This window comes from Streptomyces luteoverticillatus, from assembly GCF_003970715.1.
Taxonomy (GTDB): domain Bacteria; phylum Actinomycetota; class Actinomycetes; order Streptomycetales; family Streptomycetaceae; genus Streptomyces; species Streptomyces abikoensis.
Map to the genome: position 1 here is coordinate 1,965,553 of NZ_CP034587.1, position 16,501 is coordinate 1,982,053.

General features: G+C 73.7%; 15 protein-coding genes and 1 pseudogene. 4 read left to right on the plus strand and 12 right to left on the minus strand.

Features of this window, described 5'->3' with window-relative positions:
* Positions 1-26: 26 nt before the first annotated feature.
* From EKH77_RS08270 to EKH77_RS08280, 3 genes and pseudogenes are all read right to left on the minus strand, one after another.
* Positions 27-697, minus strand: a pseudogene (locus tag EKH77_RS08270) (response regulator).
* Positions 694-1,923 carry a MacS family sensor histidine kinase gene (gene macS / locus EKH77_RS08275; RefSeq protein WP_240667267.1) on the minus strand — a complete coding sequence of 410 codons (1,230 nt, stop codon included), beginning with the start codon at positions 1,921-1,923 and terminating at the stop codon, positions 694-696. The pseudogene EKH77_RS08270 and the gene macS overlap by 4 nt, the downstream one beginning before the upstream one ends.
* A gap of 27 nt (positions 1,924-1,950) precedes the next feature.
* A complete protein-coding gene (locus EKH77_RS08280; protein ID WP_126917951.1) occupies positions 1,951-2,724 on the minus strand; it encodes a lysophospholipid acyltransferase family protein in 774 nt (257 codons plus the stop codon).
* 139 nt (positions 2,725-2,863) lie between these two features.
* Here EKH77_RS08280 and EKH77_RS08285 point away from each other — a divergent pair, with 139 nt between their 5' ends.
* Positions 2,864-3,634 carry an alpha/beta hydrolase gene (locus EKH77_RS08285; RefSeq protein ID WP_126913768.1) on the plus strand — a complete coding sequence of 257 codons (771 nt, stop codon included), beginning with the start codon at positions 2,864-2,866 and terminating at the stop codon, positions 3,632-3,634.
* Positions 3,635-3,949: 315 nt separating this feature from the next.
* Positions 3,950-4,210 carry a hypothetical protein gene (locus EKH77_RS33705; RefSeq protein ID WP_240667268.1) on the plus strand — a complete coding sequence of 87 codons (261 nt, stop codon included), beginning with the start codon at positions 3,950-3,952 and terminating at the stop codon, positions 4,208-4,210.
* Between the two features lie 131 nt (positions 4,211-4,341).
* Here EKH77_RS33705 and EKH77_RS08295 read toward each other — a convergent pair whose 3' ends face one another.
* The 6 genes from EKH77_RS08295 to EKH77_RS08320 all read right to left on the minus strand — a co-directional run bounded on the left by EKH77_RS08295 (position 4,342) and on the right by EKH77_RS08320 (position 9,240).
* On the minus strand, positions 4,342-5,088 hold the full coding sequence (locus EKH77_RS08295) for an endonuclease/exonuclease/phosphatase family protein (RefSeq protein WP_126917952.1): 747 nt from the start codon (positions 5,086-5,088) through the stop codon (positions 4,342-4,344).
* Positions 5,089-5,121: 33 nt separating this feature from the next.
* Positions 5,122-6,063, minus strand: coding sequence for an ROK family glucokinase (locus tag EKH77_RS08300; RefSeq protein WP_126913769.1), 942 nt, complete (start codon positions 6,061-6,063; stop codon positions 5,122-5,124).
* 57 nt (positions 6,064-6,120) lie between these two features.
* Positions 6,121-6,600 carry a DUF5304 domain-containing protein gene (locus EKH77_RS08305; RefSeq protein WP_126913770.1) on the minus strand — a complete coding sequence of 160 codons (480 nt, stop codon included), beginning with the start codon at positions 6,598-6,600 and terminating at the stop codon, positions 6,121-6,123.
* A 71-nt stretch (positions 6,601-6,671) separates the two neighbouring features.
* On the minus strand, positions 6,672-7,904 hold the full coding sequence (locus EKH77_RS08310) for an ArsA family ATPase (protein ID WP_126913771.1): 1,233 nt from the start codon (positions 7,902-7,904) through the stop codon (positions 6,672-6,674).
* A gap of 40 nt (positions 7,905-7,944) precedes the next feature.
* The gene (locus EKH77_RS08315) at positions 7,945-8,394 is read right to left on the minus strand and encodes an SRPBCC family protein (RefSeq protein ID WP_126913772.1); all 450 of its coding nucleotides are present in this window, start codon (positions 8,392-8,394) and stop codon (positions 7,945-7,947) included.
* Between the two features lie 84 nt (positions 8,395-8,478).
* Positions 8,479-9,240 (minus strand): metallophosphoesterase family protein, encoded by a 762-nt coding sequence (locus tag EKH77_RS08320; RefSeq protein ID WP_126913773.1) that lies wholly within the window; start codon positions 9,238-9,240, stop codon positions 8,479-8,481.
* Between the two features lie 278 nt (positions 9,241-9,518).
* Between EKH77_RS08320 and EKH77_RS08325 the strand changes: the two genes are divergently transcribed.
* Positions 9,519-11,315 (plus strand): AMP-dependent synthetase/ligase, encoded by a 1,797-nt coding sequence (locus tag EKH77_RS08325; RefSeq protein WP_126913774.1) that lies wholly within the window; start codon positions 9,519-9,521, stop codon positions 11,313-11,315.
* Between the two features lie 59 nt (positions 11,316-11,374).
* Here EKH77_RS08325 and EKH77_RS08330 read toward each other — a convergent pair whose 3' ends face one another.
* Positions 11,375-12,517 (minus strand): glycosyltransferase family 4 protein, encoded by a 1,143-nt coding sequence (locus EKH77_RS08330; protein ID WP_126913775.1) that lies wholly within the window; start codon positions 12,515-12,517, stop codon positions 11,375-11,377.
* A gap of 123 nt (positions 12,518-12,640) precedes the next feature.
* Between EKH77_RS08330 and EKH77_RS08335 the strand changes: the two genes are divergently transcribed.
* Entirely contained in the window at positions 12,641-13,882 is a 1,242-nt protein-coding gene (locus EKH77_RS08335; protein WP_126913776.1) for a glycosyltransferase family 87 protein, read from the plus strand.
* A gap of 94 nt (positions 13,883-13,976) precedes the next feature.
* On the opposite strand, the gene EKH77_RS08340 is transcribed toward EKH77_RS08335, so the two are convergent.
* Both EKH77_RS08340 and EKH77_RS08345 read right to left on the minus strand, forming a co-directional pair.
* Positions 13,977-15,155 carry a hypothetical protein gene (locus EKH77_RS08340; protein ID WP_430980978.1) on the minus strand — a complete coding sequence of 393 codons (1,179 nt, stop codon included), beginning with the start codon at positions 15,153-15,155 and terminating at the stop codon, positions 13,977-13,979.
* A 34-nt stretch (positions 15,156-15,189) separates the two neighbouring features.
* Positions 15,190-16,269 carry a C40 family peptidase gene (locus EKH77_RS08345; protein ID WP_126913777.1) on the minus strand — a complete coding sequence of 360 codons (1,080 nt, stop codon included), beginning with the start codon at positions 16,267-16,269 and terminating at the stop codon, positions 15,190-15,192.
* Positions 16,270-16,501 lie beyond the last annotated feature (232 nt).

A 16,501-nucleotide genomic window follows, 5' to 3' on the forward strand; every position in this document is an offset into this window, starting at 1 on the left:
AGGGCCGCCCGGCCGGGAACGCGCGGTCAGGCGTCGTCGAGACCTCGCTCTATCGCGTAGCGGACGAGCTCCACGCGGTTGTGCAGCTGGAGCTTGCCCAAGGTGTTCTGCACATGGTTCTGCACCGTCCGGTGGGAAATAACCAGCCGTTCGGCGATCTGCTTGTAGGACAGTCCCTTGGCGACGAGGCGGAGGACCTCGGTCTCGCGGTCGGTGAGCCGGGGCGCGCCGGGCTCGTCGGGGGCGGCGGGGCGGGGTCGGCGGCGAGCCTGCGGTACTCGCCGAGGACCAGCCCGGCCAGGCCCGGGGTGAAGACGGGGTCGCCGACGGCCGTGCGGCGGACGGCGTCCAGCAGCTCTTCCGTACTGGCGGACTTCAGGAGGTAGCCGGTGGCGCCGGACTTGACGGCCTCCAGGACGTCGGCGTGCTCGCCGCTCGCGGAGAGCACCAGGACGCGCAGCTCGGGCCGGTCGGCGATGAGCTGCTTGCAGACGGCCGCGCCGGGCAGGCCGGGCAGGTTGAGGTCGAGGACCAGGACGTCGGGGAGGGCGGCCTGGGCCCGGCGCACGGCCTGGGGGCCGTCGCCGGCGGTGGCCACCACGTCGTACCCGGCGGCGGCCAGGTCGCGGGCGACGGCGTCGCGCCACATGGGGTGGTCGTCGACCACCATGACCTTCACGGTCTGTTCGCCACTCATTTCCCGGCCTCGCTCCCCCGTGGGACTCTCAATTCGACTTCTGTGCCCTGACCGGGCACGGACAGCAGCTCGGCGCTGCCGCCCAGGTCCCGCAGTCTGCCGCGGATCGACAGGGCGACGCCCATGCGCCCCTCCCGTTCGGCCGCCGCCAGCCGGCCCTCGGCGATGCCGGGCCCGTCGTCCCGCACGGTGACGATCACGGCGTCCGGCTCGTCCTCCAGCAGGATCCAGGCCCGCGCGCCGTCCCCGGCGTGCTCACGGACATTGTCCAGGGCGGCGCCGACGGCGGCCGCCAGCTCCGCCGCCGCGGCCGCCTCCAGAAGGACGGGCGTGCCGGGCCCGGCGTAGGAGACGGCGGCTCCCGCGTGCGGTGCGAGCAGCGCGCCCAGGTCGCAGGGCCCCTCCGGGAGGCGTGGCGGGGTGCCCGTGGACCGTACGAGCTCGGCGTCCTCGGCGAGCTGCCGTGGTGTGCCCCGCGGGGGCACCAGGCCGCCCGCGACCAGGGTGCGCAGGGCGATCTCCTGCTCGCCGGCCAGCCGGCCCAGCTCGGCCGCCTCGCCGCCGAGGGCGGCGCCACGGCGCTGCACCATGGCGAGGACCTGGAGGACGCTGTCGTGGATGTCGCGGGCGAGGCGCTCGCGCTCCCGGGTGGCCGCCTCGATCTGGAGGGCACGGGCGAGGGTGCGCTCACTGGCGCGGGCGACCTCGACGATGTAGCCGATGGCGATGCTGGAGACCCAGACCAGGAGCACGTTGTGGACGGTGTCCCGGGCCGGGTGGCCGCGCTCGACGAGATTGGCGGCGGCGACCAGCGTGGAGCCGACGGCCGCCCAGCGCCAGCCGCCCTTGATGGCCAGGCCCAGTACCGCGCCGCCCGTCCAGATGGACGGGAGGGTGGCCGCGCCTCCGTCGACGCGCTGGGCGGAGTCGACGACGGCGCTGAGCAGGACTCCGCCGAGCGCGATGCTCAGGTCGGCGATCAGGAAGGACCTGGTGCAGCGTTCGGGGGCCGAGACCTTGTTCCAGGTCAGCAGCATCCACAGGGTGAGTACGCCCATGTAGAGCGCCGCGCCGAGCGGGTGGGCGTACTCGTGGTAGTTGACGCAGAACAGGGCCAGCGCGTAGCCCAGCGTCAGGACGCGGTAGCCGGTGAGGGCGCGCCACAGCGGCAGCTCCACCGACATCCGCACGGCACGCGGGCGCCCGGTGCCGGTGCGCTGTGTCATGTGACGTGACCCCCGAGGCCCGGGCGGCTACGCCTCGGGCTTGTCCTCCGTCTTCTCCGTCTTCTCCGCCGAGTCGGCCTTGTCGAGGCCGGCGGCCTTGGCCGCCTTCTCCTCCTCGGCCTTCTGCTTCGCCTCCTCCGCGATCTGCCGCTTGGCGGCGGTCGCGTAGATGTCGACGTACTCCTGGCCGGAGAGCTTCATGATCTCGTACATGACCTCGTCGGTCACCGAGCGGAGGATGAAGCGGTCGCCGTCCATGCCGTGGTAACGGCTGAAGTCCAGCGGCTTTCCGATCCGGATGCCCGGCCGGATCATCTTCGGCAGGACCTTCCCGGGCGGCTGCACCTTCTCCGTGTCGATCATGGCGACCGGGATCACGGGCGCGCCGGTGGCCAGCGCCACCCGGGCGAGCCCACCGGGCTTGCCGCGGTAGAGACGGCCGTCCGGGGAACGGGTGCCCTCCGGGTAGATGCCGAAGAGCTCACCGCGCTCCAGCACCTCGATACCGCTCTTGATCGCGGCCTCACCGGCACCACGGGCACCGGAGCGGTCGACCGGGAGCTGGCCGACGCCCTTGAAGAACGCCGCCGTCAGCTTCCCCTTGACCCCGGGGGAGGTGAAGTATTCCTGCTTGGCGATGAACGTGACCTTGCGGTCCAGAACCGCGGGAAGGAAGAAGGAGTCCGAGAACGACAGGTGGTTGCTCGCGAGGATCGCGGGCCCCTCGGCCGGGATGTTCTCCAAGCCCTCCACCCACGGCCGGAAGGCAAGCTTCAGCGACCCGCCGATGGACAGCTTCATTGCGCCGTAGAACAACCGAGAACCTCCTGTGTGTGACGAGGAGACCTTAACCTGCCTACCCGCCGTGCGGCGCTCCGCGTAGGCTGAGGGCCAGACCCTCTCGTTGTCCGTTGTCTCGTTCCCTTGATCGGAGATCCCGGTGCCGCTCCTCCCCGGAGCCGAGCCGTTCCGCCATGACGGCGGAGAGGTCGGCGTCCTTGTGTGTCACGGCTTCACCGGTTCCCCGCAGTCCGTAAGGCCCTGGGCCAATTATCTCGCGGAGCGGGGCCTGACGGTCTCGCTTCCCCTGCTGCCCGGGCACGGCACCCGCTGGCAGGACATGGCGATCACCGGCTGGCAGGACTGGTACGCGGAGGTCGACCGTGAGCTGTGGAGGCTGCGGGAGCGGTGCTCCCGGGTCTTCGTCTGCGGGCTGTCCATGGGCGGCGCCCTGACGCTGCGCCTCGCGGCCCGCCACGGGGCGGCGGTCTCCGGCGTCGTCCTGGTCAACCCCGCCAACAAGGTGCACGGCCTGGCCGCCCGGACCCTGCCGGTGATGCGGCACCTCGTGCGGACGACCAAGGGCATCGCCAGCGACATAGCCAAGCCGGGCATCGAGGAGACCGGTTACGACCGGGTGCCGCTCCACGCGGCGCACTCCTTCCGCGGCTTCCTGCGGAAGCTCGACACCGAACTGCCGCAGGTGACGCAGCCCTTGCTGCTGATGCGCAGCCCCCAGGACCATGTGGTGCCGCCGGCCGACTCGGCGCGCATCCTGTCCCGGGTCTCCTCCCTGGACGTCACCGAGCGGCTGCTGGAGAAGAGCTACCACGTGGCCACCCTGGACCACGACGCGGAGACGATCTTCGAGGAGACCCACGCGTTCATCAGCCGGCTCGTCGGCTCCCCCGCGGCGGCGTCCCATGGCTGAGCCCGACGCGAACCGCGACCGCGACGACAGCCGCGACCCCCTGGACGAGGACCGCGCCTGGGCCGAGCTCGTCGCCGCCTACGGCGAGCAGCCCGACCCGGAGAAGGGCCGCTGGCCCGCGACCGGCGACCTGGACGAGGCGAAGGACGCCGCGCCGGAGCCGCCCCGGCCCGGGCCGGCCCCGAGGAGAAGCCCCCGCCGGCCGCGCCCGAGCGGCCGGGCGGCTCGGTCGTCTTCGCCCCGGGTATCGGCCCCCGCGACTGGACCACGCCGGAGCCGGAGCCCGGGCCCACCGACACCGGCGCCGGCGCCCCGGTGGCGGACGAGGGCCACTTCGTCCCGCCGGAGCCCCCGCCCCTGCCCACGGGCGACGTCACCTCGCGCTTCGCCTGGCTCGCGGTCCTCGGCGGCCCCTTGCTGCTGCTCATCATGGTGCTGCTGCGCCAGGAGCTGACCTGGTGGGTGACGACGCTGGGCGTCGGCGGCTTCCTGGGCGGCTTCGCCACGCTCGTCCTGCGCATGAAGGACGGCGACGAGGACGATGACGACGACCCGGGCCGCGGAGCGGTGGTCTGACACGGGGGTCCAACTCGGCCCGTCCGGCGTTTGAGGACCGGGGGCCCGGGGGCGGAGCCCCTGGAAGAAACTGGGGGCACCTCCCAGCGGTAGCTGGGGGAGAAAGGGCGGGACCGGGGCCCCTCTCCCGCCTAACCGACCGGCACTCGCAAAGCCGCCAGCACCGGCAGATGATCCGTCGCGGCGCGCAGATCGCTCTCGGCGACACCGCGCAACCCCATCGGCACCCCGCACCCCAGCACCTCGACGCCCCCGGTCGCGAAGACCGCGTCGATCCGCTGGAGCGGGTCCCCGAGCCGCGTCGTGTGCTCGCGCCCCCACGGTTCGACGGCCCATCCGTCCTGGAGTTCCCCCGCCAGCAGGCCGAACGTCCGCCCGTCGGGCCGGTCGTTGAGGTCGCCCGCCACGACGGCGTGCGACACCCCCAGCCCCGCCACCCGCTCCAGCAACAGCCGCCCCTGCGCGTACCGCTCGTCCGCGTCGATGCTCAAGTGGCAGCTGACGACGCCCAGCCGGGCCCGGCCGAAACGCAGGACGGCCGTGGCCAGCCCCCGTTGGTGGAGCCCTCGGCGCCGGGGCAGCAGCACGTCCTCCGCGTGCTCCACATGGGCGCGCAGCGAGGTGAGGATCATCGGCCCCGAGGCGGTGCCGCCACCGGTGACGTACACCAGCTCCGACTCCCGGGCGAGGCGGGCGGCCGCCTTGCGCCAGCGGAAGAAGCGCGGCGCCTCCTGAACGCAGACGACGTCGGGCGCACAGGCCCGGATGATCCGGGACAGCGCCGCGACGTCGTCACGCATGGAGCGGATGTTGTAGGAGAGCACGCGGACCACGGACGCGTCCGCTTCGGTCGAGGATTCCGGCAGGTCCGCGAGCATCGCCCCTCCGCTCAAGGAACTCTCCTCCAGGGTTCAGCCCTGACGGGCCAGGTCGGCCGCTCCCACCAGGCCGGCCTTGCCGCCCAACTGCGCGGCGAGGACCTGCGCGTGGGGGCGCCACTGTCCGCCGACGAGCCAGCGGCGGAAGGACTTGCGGATCGGGTCGAGGACGAGGTCGCCCTCGTCGGAGACGCCGCCGCCGACGATGAACGCCGAGGGGTCGAAGAGCGAGGCCAGGTCGGCCAGGCCCGCGCCGGCCCAGCGGGCGAGCTCGCGGAAGGAGTCGATGGCGACCGGGTCGCCCTGGCGGGCGGCGTCGCTGATGTGCTTGCCCTCGATGCCCTCGACGGTGCCGTCGCCGAGGCCCAGCAGGATCTCCGCGTTCTCCGGGGTGGCCTGGGCGCGCTGCTTGGCGTAGCGGACGAGCGCGCGGCCCGACGCGTACTGCTCCCAGCAGCCCTGGCTGCCGCAGCCGCAGAGCAGGCCGTCCGGCACCACACGGATGTGGCCGAACTCGGCGGCCACGCCGAAGCGGCCGCGGCGGAGCTTGTTGCCGATGATGATGCCGCCGCCGAGGCCGGTGCCGAGGGTGATGCAGATGACGTCGTCGTGGCCCTGGCCGGCGCCGAAGCGGTACTCGCCCCAGGCGGCGGCGTTGGCGTCGTTCTCGACGACGACGGGGAGGCCGACGCGCTGCTCGACCTTGTCCTTGAGCGCCTCGTGCCGCCAGTTGATGTTCGGGGCGAAGAGGACCGTGGCCCGCTTGTCGTCCACATAGCCGGCGGCGCCGATGCCGACGGCCTCGACCTCGAAGCCCTCGCTGACCGTGCGGACCGCGTCGGCGATCGCGTCGATCACGCCCTCGGGGGTGTCCGGGGTCGGCACTTTGCACGTCGCGAGGATCGAGCCCTCTTCGTCGACCACGCCGGCCGCGATCTTCGTGCCGCCGATGTCGACGCCGATGGTGAGTCCCATGTGTACCTCGGTTTTTCGCTCGAACCCCGCCAGGAGTAACCGTACCGGAGGGCGGGATCAGTCGAGGTCGATGCGCTCGCTCCCCCCGTTCTTCGCCTCGCCCTCGCGCGGCTCGCCCGACTCCGCGCGCGGCGCGGGGGGCTCGTGCGCCGGTTCGTCGCGGGTCCAGCGCGCCTCCTGTCCCGTCACGGCGGCGCGGTAGGCGGCCAGCAGTTCGGAGCCGGCGGCGGCCAGGTGGTCGAAGACCTGGGGGTTGCGCTCGATGACGGGCAGGGCGGCCGCCTTGGCCGTCTCGACGATCTCGCGCACGGCTCCCTGCGCGGCCGCGCCCGCGAGCGGCAGCCGGTCGGTGACCTTGCCGGCCACGGCCTCGACGAGTCTGCGCAGTTCCTCGGCGGCGCTGCCGGGCTGCTCGCCCGGTCCGCCGGTCGCGCGGCGGCGGGTGTTCTCGGCGGCGAGGTCCTCGGCGCAGGCCCGCTCCCAGGCGTCGGGGTCGGGCGCCTGGCCGGGGCCGGGGCGCTCGGTGGCTTCGCTCATGACGGACTCCCGCTGGCTGGATTTTCCTTCGACGTTACCCGACCGACGCCCGGCCGTTCAGGGCGTCCCGCTCAGGACGTCCGGGGCCACAGGCCGGGGTCGGGGACGAAGCGCACGCACAGCTCGCCGTCGTGCAGCCCGGCCCCCGCGACGCCGCAGCGGCGCAGCGCGGAGGGCAGGGTGAGGACGCGGCGGAACGGTCCGGCGGAGACGACGAGTTCGTCGCCCCGGCGGACGAGGCCGAGGCCCTCGCGGGTGGCGCCGGGCAGCGGGATCCGCCAGATCAGCATGCCGTCGGCGGCGAGGCGGTCCTCGACGGTCCAGGGTTCGGCGGGCGGCCGGTCCGTGGTGGGCAGGGTGGCGCGGGCGGCGAGGAGCTCCAGGTCCGCAAGGCCCTGGGGGGCGCGGCCGAGGTGGGGCAGTTCGCGCACGGTGACGCCGTCGGCGAGGAACTCGTCGCACAGCGTCTTGTGGGCGCCGCGGCGCTCGGCGGCGAGCGCGGCCAGCCAGGGGTCGGTGGAGTCCTCGGGCAGCAGCCGGTTCGCCACGAGCGAATCGATCCGGCAGCCCTGGAGGGCGAGCCCGGCGCGGGCGGCGCGGAGGGCGGCGAGGGCCTGCGGGCCTGGTTCGGCGACGAGCCGTACGGTCGTGCCGGGCGCGTCCAGGACGTCGCGGAGGGCGGTCAGCTCCCGCTGGAAGCGTTCGGCGGTCTCGTAGAGCCGCTGGGCGGGCATGGGCACGCCGGCGAGCTGGGCGAGCATGGGGCGCAGCGCGCGGGCGGCCTGGCGCTCGGGGGGCAGGAGGCGGCGCAGATAGCGGCCGAGCTGCTCGGGGAGGCCCAGCAGGGCCACGGTCTCCAGCAGGGGCGGCATGTCGACGACGAGGAGGTCCCAGCGGTCCGGCTCGGTGTGGGCGGCCCGGAGGGCGGCGAGCAGGGCCAGGGGTTCGGCGCCGGGGAGTTCGGTGAGCTCCTCGGGGTCGAGGGGGGTGGCGCCCAGGAGGTCGAAGACGGAGGTGCCGCGCTCCTGGAGTTCGCCGGCGAGGGCGCGGAAGTGGGCGGCCGGGGCCACGCGGGCGGCCCACAGGCCGGGGGCGGCGGACACGGGCGGTGCCCACGGTCCGCCCCGGCCGTCGTCGGCGCCCTCGGTGGGGAGGGTGGTGCCGAGGACGGCGTCCGGGGCGGGGCCGCGGTCGCTGGTGAGCAGGAGTGTCCGGCGTCCCGCGCGGGCGGCGGCCAGCGCGGTGGCCGCCGCGACGGTGGTGCGGCCCGCGCCGCCGGGACCGGTGACGAGGACCGTGCGCAAGGAGAGCCTTCCGGGCGGAGTATGCGTGGGGGTCAGGGCGTCAGGACGCGGCGCCGCTCTCGACGCGGGTCTTCAGGCCGTCGAGGGCGCGGTCGATGATGACCTTCTCCGCCTTGCGCTTGATCATGCCGAGCATCGGGATCTTCACGTCGACGGTGAGGGTGTAGGTCACCTTGGTGTGCTTGCCGCCCGCCTCGGGCTCCAGGCTGTACGAGCCGTCGAGCTGGCGCAGCATCTGGGACTTGTCCAGGGACCACTCGACGACGCCGGGCGAGGGCCAGCTGTAGTTGAGGGTGTGGTCGTCCTTGATGGCGCCGGCGTCCAGGACCAGGCGCACCTTGCTGGCGCGGCCCTGCTCGTCCGTCTCGAGCACCTCGGCCTGCTTGACCTCGCCCGTCCACTCCGAGTAGCGGCCGAAGTCGGCGATGACCGCCATGACCTCTGCCGGCGTCGCCTCGATCGTGATGCTCGAGCTGGTGTGTTCGGCCATCTGTGTGGCTCCTCCGTACCGGTGCGCGCCCTGGTGAATGGTCAGCTGAAAGGTCTGCCGGTGAAGGCTACCTCCCGCCGCGAGTCACCACTCCAGCACCCAGGGTGTCGCGGTGGAGGCGAAGTGGCCGACGTTGACGCATTCGGTCGCCCCGATGCGCATTCTGCGCGCCAGCGGCTGGTGGACATGGCCGAAGAGCGCGTATCGGGGGCGGGTGGCGCGGATGGTCTCCAGCAGGGCCGCGCTGCCGCGTTCGAAGCGGCGGGCGACGGTGTCGTAGCAGAGCTCGGGCACGTCGGGCGGGATGTGGGAGCAGAGCACGTCGACCTCGCCGAGGGCGGCGAGCTTGGCGGCGTAGACCTCGTCGTCGATCTCGTAGGGGGTGCGCATGGGGGAACGGAGGCCGCCGCCGACGAAGCCGAAGACGAGGCCGCCGATCTCGACGCGCTCGCCGTCGAGGACGGTGGTGCCGGGGCGGGCGAATTCCGGCCAGAGAGTGGGGATGTCCACGTTGCCGTAGGTGGCGTAGGTGGGGGTGGGGAAGGCGGCGAAGAGCTCGGCGTACTGCTTGCGCACCGCTTCCTCGACGGCCCGCTCGCGGTCGATGCCCTCCCACAGCGACCGGGAGAGGGCGCGGGCCTCCTCGAAGCGGCGGGCGGTGCGCAGCTCGACGACCCGGTCGGCGGCCTCGACGCCGAACAGTTCGGGGAAGATGCCGCGCGAGTGGTCGGCGTAGTCGAGGAAGAGGACCAGGTCGCCGAGACAGACGAGGGCGTCGGCGCCGTCTCCGGCGCGCGCCAGCCCCTCGGCGTTGCCGTGCACGTCGCTGACCACATGGACTCGCATACGGATCACCCTAGGTGTTGCGGCCGGGCCTCCGGAAGGGTCCCGACCTGCGGTTACTTCCCGGTCACCTGGCCTAGGGGCTAGGGTGCGGGGAGCGGTCCCGTGGCATGTGACGCATGGAACATCTGGGCACGACCCTCTATTCGAAATCCGTACTGGTGGGTAACGTCCGGGCAGTCCACGCTGTCCAGCACCCCCCTGCCTGATCAATGGACCGCAGCCGACGCAGCGCCCCTCGAAGACGCGGCGGCGCCGGCGCCCGACGAGGAGCAGCAGTCTTGCGCGAGTTCAGCCTTCCGGCCCTGTACGAGGTCCCCGCCGACGGCAACCTGACGGATCTCATCCGCCGGAACGCCGCACTCCACCCCGAGGTGGCCGTCATAGGGCGCAAGGTCGACGACCGCTGGGAGGACGTCACCGCCGAGGGCTTCCTGGCCGAGGTGCGAGCCGCCGCCAAGGGACTGATGGCCGCGGGGATCGAGCCGGGCGACCGGGTCGGCCTGCTGTCGCGCACCCGCTACGAGTGGACGCTGCTGGACTTCGCCATCTGGAGCGCGGGCGCGGTGACCGTGCCGGTCTACGAGACGAGCTCCCCCGAGCAGATCCAGTGGATCCTCGGCGACTCCGGCGCCGTCGCCTGCCTGGTGGAGACGCCGGCGCACGAGGCGGCGGTCGAGTCCGTGCGCGACCGGCTGCCGGACCTCGCCAACATCTGGCAGATCGAGCGCGGCGCCCTGGACCGGCTGCGGGCGGCGGGCGAGGCGCTGACGGACGAGGCGGTGGACGAGCGCAGCGCGCTGGCCACCGCGGACTCGCCCGCGACCATCGTCTACACCTCCGGCACCACGGGCCGCCCCAAGGGCTGTGTCCTCACCCACCGCAGCTTCTTCGCGGAGTGCGGCAACGTCGTCGAGCGGCTCAAGCCGCTGTTCAACACGGGCGAGTCGTCCGTGCTGCTGTTCCTGCCCGCCGCCCACGTCTTCGGCCGCCTGGTCGAGGTCGCCTCGGTGATGGCCCCGATCCGGCTGGGTCTCGTCAGCGACATCCGCAACCTCACCGACGACCTCCAGGGCTTCCGCCCCACGCTGGTGCTCGGCGTGCCGCGCGTCTTCGAGAAGGTCTACAACGGCGCCCGGGCCAAGGCGCAGGCCGACGGCAAGGGCAAGGTCTTCGACAAGGCCGCCGAGACGGCCATCGCCTACAGCCGGGCGCTGGACACCGCGGCGGGCCCCTCCTTCGGCCTGCGGCTCAAGCACAAGATCTTCGACAAGCTGGTCTACAGCAAGCTGCGCGCGGTCCTCGGCGGCCGCGCCACCCACGCGATCTCCGGCGGCGCCCCGCTGGGCGAGCGGCTGGGCCACTTCTACCGGGGCATCGGCTTCACGGTCCTGGAGGGCTACGGCCTGACGGAGACGTGCGCCGCCACCGCCTTCAACCCCTGGGACAAGCCGAGGATCGGCACGGTCGGCCAGCCCCTGCCGGGCTCGGTGGTGCGGATCGCCGACGACGGCGAGGTGCTGCTCCACGGCGAGCACCTGTTCACCGGCTACTGGAACAACGAGGCGGCCACGGCCGAGGCGCTCTCCGACGGCTGGTTCCACACCGGCGACCTCGGCACCCTCGACGAGGACGGCTTCCTGCGTATCACCGGCCGCAAGAAGGAGATCATCGTCACCGCCGGCGGCAAGAACGTCGCCCCCGCCGTGATCGAGGACCGCGTCCGGGCGCACGCGCTGATCGCCGAGTGCATGGTCGTCGGCGACGGCCGCCCGTTCGTGGGCGCGCTGGTCACCCTGGACGAGGACTTCCTGCCGCGCTGGCTGGAGCAGCACGGCAAGCCCGCCGGGCTCACGGCGGCCGAGCTGGCCGACGACCCGGAGCTGCTCGCGGATGTGCAGAAGGCGGTGGACGACGGCAACGCGGCGGTCTCCAAGGCCGAGTCGGTACGCAAGTTCCGCGTCCTGCCCGCGCAGTTCACGGAGGCCTCCGGCCATGTGACGCCGTCGCTGAAGCTCAAGCGGAACGTTGTCGCGAAGGACTTCGCGGACGAGATCGAGGCGATCTACCACGGCTGACCGGCCGTCAACGGGTAAGGGGCTCGCGCAATGGCGCAAGCCCCTTACCCGTTTGTCCGTCAGAGAAGCTCCTTGAGCCGCTCGGCGAGCAGATCCCAACGCCAGCGCTCCTCCACCCACGCCCGGCCGCGTTCGCCCATGCGGCGGCGCAGCTCCGGGTCGTTCAGCAGGGTGACGATCCGGTCGGCCGCCTCCTCGGCGGAGCCGCCGCGCACGACGTAGCCCGTCTCCCCCTCCAGCACCGCGTCCGGGGCGCCGCCCGAGTCGCCGCCGACCACCGGCAGGCCCGTCGCGGACGCCTCCAGGTAGACGATGCCGAGCCCCTCGACGTCCAGGCCGCCCCGGCGCGTACGGCAGGGCATCGCGAAGACGTCGCCGGCGCCGTAGTGGGCGGGCAGCTCCTCCCAGGGGACGGGCCCGGTGAAGCGGACCGCGTGGGCGACACCGGTCTTGGCGGCGAGCGCGCGCAGGTCGTCGGAGTAGGGGCCGCCGCCGACTATCAGCAGCACCGCGTCGGGCACGGCCGCGAGGATCCGGGGCATGGCCTCGATCAGGGTGTCCTGGCCCTTGCGGGGGACGAGCCGGGAGACGCACACCACGACCGGCCGGTCCGCGAGCCCGAGCCGCGCCCGGGTCTCGGCGCCGCCGGATGCCGGGTGGAAGGTCTTCTCGTCCACGCCGGGCGGCAGTTGCGCCATGCGGGCCGCCGCCTCGTCCGTCAGCGCGGAGGCGATCCGGGACCGCGTGTACTCCCCCAGATAGGTGATCGTGTCGACGCCTTCGCCGATTCTGCGCAGCAGTTGCCGCGAGCCCGGCAACTGGGCCCACGCCGCCTCGTGCCCATGGGTGGTGGCCACCAGCCGGCGGGCCCCGGCCCGCCGCAGCGCGGGCGCCATCAGCCCCAGCGGCGCGGCCGCCCCGAACCACACCGACGTACAGCCGTGCTCCCGCAGCAGCTCGGCCGCGCGCCGGGTCACCCGGGGCGTGGGCAGCAGCATGGTCGTCCGGTCGCGGACCACCGGGAAGGGCTGCTCGGCGTCGAAGCGGGCGGTGGCCTCGCGGCCCTCCTCGCTCCGCTTCCAGGTGGAGGCGTAGACGACGATGCTCGCCGGGTCCAGACGCAGCGCCATGTTGTGGAGGAAGGCCTGGATGCCGCCGGGGCGGGGCGGGAAGTCGTTCGTGACGATCAGGGTCTTGTCCATCGCCGCCGACAGTACCGGGTTCGAACAGGCGTCAACCGCGCCGCGTCGCCGCGCGCGCGGGCCCCCTCGACCGGCATGATTCCTCTCAGTTACCACATGCCTACGGCGGGATGAGGTGAAGTGATGGTGGCGGGCACTGGTCTGCGGCTCTCGATCGGGGTGTGGACCGTCACCCGGGCCGTTCTGATGATGTGCGTGTTCCGGGTGTGGGACATGCCCGGCTCGGACGTGTCCGTCGACATCGAGGTGATCTACCAGGGCTGGTACGGCGTGCTGCGCGGCGGCATCTTCCCGTACGACGACGTGACCTGGCAGTACCCGCCGGCCGCCGCGCTGGCCGTGCTCGCCCCCGGACTGCTGCCGTTCCTCAACTACGCGCCGGCGTTCTTCGTCCTCTGCCTCGCGGCCGACGCGGCCGTCATGGGGATGCTGCTGTACGCGGCGCGCGACGGCCGGCGCGGCCCGCTGGGCGTCTGGGTGTGGGTGACGGGCGTCCCGCTGCTCGGGCCGATCGTCTACGCCCGCTACGACGTGATGGTCACCGCCGTCGCCGTCGCCGCCCTGCTGACGGTGGGCCGCCGCACCCGGCTGGCGGGGGCTCTGACGGGCTTCGGCGCGCTGCTCAAGATCTGGCCGGTCCTGCTGGTCATCGGCACCCCGCGCGGCCGTGCCACCCGGTCCGTCTGGAGCGCGGCGCTGGTGACGGCGGGGGTGCTGGGCATGTTCTTCACGGCCGCGATGCCGGGTGCGCTGGCGTTCCTGACCTTCCAGCGCGACCGGGGCACCGAGGTGGAGTCCCTGGGCTCGCTGGTCTTCCACCTGGCCCGGCACATCGGCTGGCACGGCAAGGCACGCCTCAACTACGGCTCGGTGGAATTCCTCGGCCGGCACGTCCACGCGGTGAGCGCGCTGGCGCTGGGGCTGAGCGTGCTGGCGTTCGGCTGGCTGCTGCTGTGGCGGCTGCGGGCCCGCCGCTTCACGCCGACGACGCCGTACGACGCGGCGTTCGCGGCGGTGCTGCTCTTCACCACGACGAGCCGGGTGATCAGCCCGCAGTACATGATCTGGCTGATCGGCCTGGCGGCGGTGTGCGTCACGATGGGGACGCCCCGGCAGCGGCTGCCGATCCTGCTGGTGCTGATGGCCGCGCCGCTGACGCAGCTGGAGTTTCCCATCTGGTTCTCGCATGTGGTCGCGAGCGACAAGTTGGGGGTGGCGACGCTTACGTTGCGCAACGGGTTGCTGGTCGCGGCGACGGTGGTGGCGTGTTCGCGCCTGTGGCGCGAGACGGTGACCGAGGGCCACCTGCCTGAGGGGGAGCCGGATCCGCCGGCCGAGCGGGAATCGGCGCTGGTGCCGGGCTAATGAGCCGGGCACCAATCAGCCCGTCCGGCGTTTGAGGACCGGGGGGCCGGGGGCGGAGCCCCCGGGAAACGGGGAGGGGCGGGATTGGGGACCGTCAAAAGGCCCCGGCCACGTACGACCTCCACCTCGCCGTGAAGTCCTCGGGACCGATCCCGAGCACCCCACGGAACCCGTCCCTCCCCTCCCGGTAGAACGCCCTGAGCGCCCCCTCCCCCCACCCCTCCGCGATCATGCGGCAGGCCAGCCAGCCCCCCTCGTAGGCGCGCGCCAAGCGCCCCGCCTCGCCGGTGAAGGCGAAGTCGCCGTCCGTGGGAAGCCCCGACGGCAGGTCGCCCGCGTCGACGGACGCGGCGAGCTCCGGCGCGGCCTGCCGGGCCGTGCGGTCCGTGCCCCGGTACGCGGCCCAGTCCGCGAAGCCCTCGGAGAGCCACTTCGGCGTGGCCGCCGTCGTCACCCCCCGCGTCGCGACGTGCGTCGTCTCGTGCGTGAGCACGATCCGCCGACCGAAGTCGGCGAGCTCCCCGTACGCCTCGGGATTGACGACGACCCGGTCACCCGTGGCCACGGCCGCCATGCCCCGGTAGTTCGCGGCGGGCGTCTCCAGAAGGGCGCCCATCCGTTCCAGCGAAGCGGGCACCTCGACCACGACGTGTCGTGCCCAGCGCCCGCCCCACGCCGCCTCCACCGCCGGTACCGCCGCGTCCGCGAGGCCGGCCACCGCGCGCAGCAGGCCCTCGTCCTGGCCCACGCCCAGGACGAGGCTGCGCCCGCCCCGCACGGCCGTGACCCGGCCCTGCTCCCACAGCTGCCCCGCCGGGTGCCGGGCCTCCTGCCCGGCCACGTACCAGCGGCCGTCCTGCCGCGTCAGCGTCAGCCGGAGCGGGGCGGTGACGGGGGCCGCGTCGTGGCCGGCGAGCCGGTAGCGCAGCTCGGCCTCGGCGACGGCGCCGCGCGCGAGCCGGACCAGCCGGTACTCCCAGGAGGCCAGCGGCACGGCGGCGAGGTTGGCGAAGACCAGGCGGCGCTCGGCGCGGTAGCCGTCGGCGGCGGGGTCGATGACGGCCAGGTAGGCGGCCTCGTCCCGCTGCCGCACCGCCGCCGCCCACCGGTCGAGCAGCCGCCGCACGGACGCCTCGTCCGGCTCGGGATCCGCCGCGGACCCGCCGCGCCCGCAGCCGGCCAGCGCGACGGACAGCCCGAGCAGCCCGGCGGCGCCCAGCCCGCACACCGCCCGCCGCCCCAGCCCCCTGCTGCCACCGTCACCGTCCGTCACCCCCGCATCGTACGCACCGTGCGGGCGGCCGCCGTCAGGGACGGGTGACGGACGAGATGGGCATCATGTCGGCCCGGTCGTAGCGCACCCGCGCCCCCGGGTAGGGGGCGTGGACGACCTGGCCGTTGCCCACGTACATCCCCACGTGGCTGGCGTCGTCGCGGTAGATCACCAGGTCGCCGGGGCGGGCCTCGGAGAGCGAGACGTGCCGCCCGGCGTTGCGCTGCGCCTGCGAGGTGCGCGGCAGGCCCACCCCGGCCCGGCCGTACGCCCACTGCATCAGCCCGGAGCAGTCGAAGGCGCCGGGCCCGGTGGCGCCCCAGGCGTAGGGCGAGCCGACGGCCTGCCGGACGGCCATGGCCGCGGCGAGGCCCCGGCCGGAGCCGACGGCCGCGGAGACGTCGCCGAGGGAGGGCAGAGCGGCCGCGGCGGTCCGCAGCGGGCCGCCCGAGCGCTCCTCGGAGCGCGAGGCGCGGGCGTACTCCTCGCGGGCGGCGTCCGGCAGGGAGTTGAGCAGCCGGCGGGCGGAGGCGAGCTTGTCCTCGACCTCCTGTTTGTGCCGCTCGACCGCCCGGCGGCTGTCCTCCAGCTCGGCGAGGGTGCGGGCGGCCTCCTGGCGCTCCTGGCGCAGGGTGCGCTGGGCGGCCAGCAGGGCACGCAGCTGCCCGGCCTGACGGCCCGTGACGCGGTCGAGCGTGGCGGCCTTGTCGAGGTAGCCATCGGGGTCCGAGGAGAGGATGAGCTCGATGGCGGGGTCCACGGCGCCGTGGCGGTACTGGGCGGTGGCGATCAGCCCGAGGGCGTCGCGCATCCGGTTGACCTTCTCCTGGCCGCGCGCCACACGGTCGGCGACCTGTTCCACGCGCTCCCGCAGGGCGTCGGCACGCTCCCCCGCCGCGTTGAACTTCTCCGTGGCCTGCTCGGCCTGCTCGTAGAGCTGGTCGAGCCGCGCCTTCACCGTCCCGGGGGTCTTGGAGTCGTCGGCGGGGTCACCGGGGCGGGCGAGCGCGGGGGCCGCCGAGAAGGCGGCCGCGGCGGTGGCCATGGCGGCGGACAGGACGGTGACCCGGACACTCTGGGTGAGACCGGACTGCGAACGGCGATGGGACGCCACGGGGTGCCGCACTCCCTTCCACTGTGTGCGGACCCTGCCGCCCGGTCGACGGGCGGACGACGGCCGGGCACCGCGCGCCAGACAGTAGCGGCGCGCTCACCCCGGGTTCAAAGACCTCGCGGGCGGCAAAAACGGCGCCCCGCCGACAGACGCAGGTCATCGGCGGGGCGCGGTGTCACTTGCCGTAGTCGCGATTCGCCCGAAAGGGCGGCATGGCGCGGCGGAAGTGATG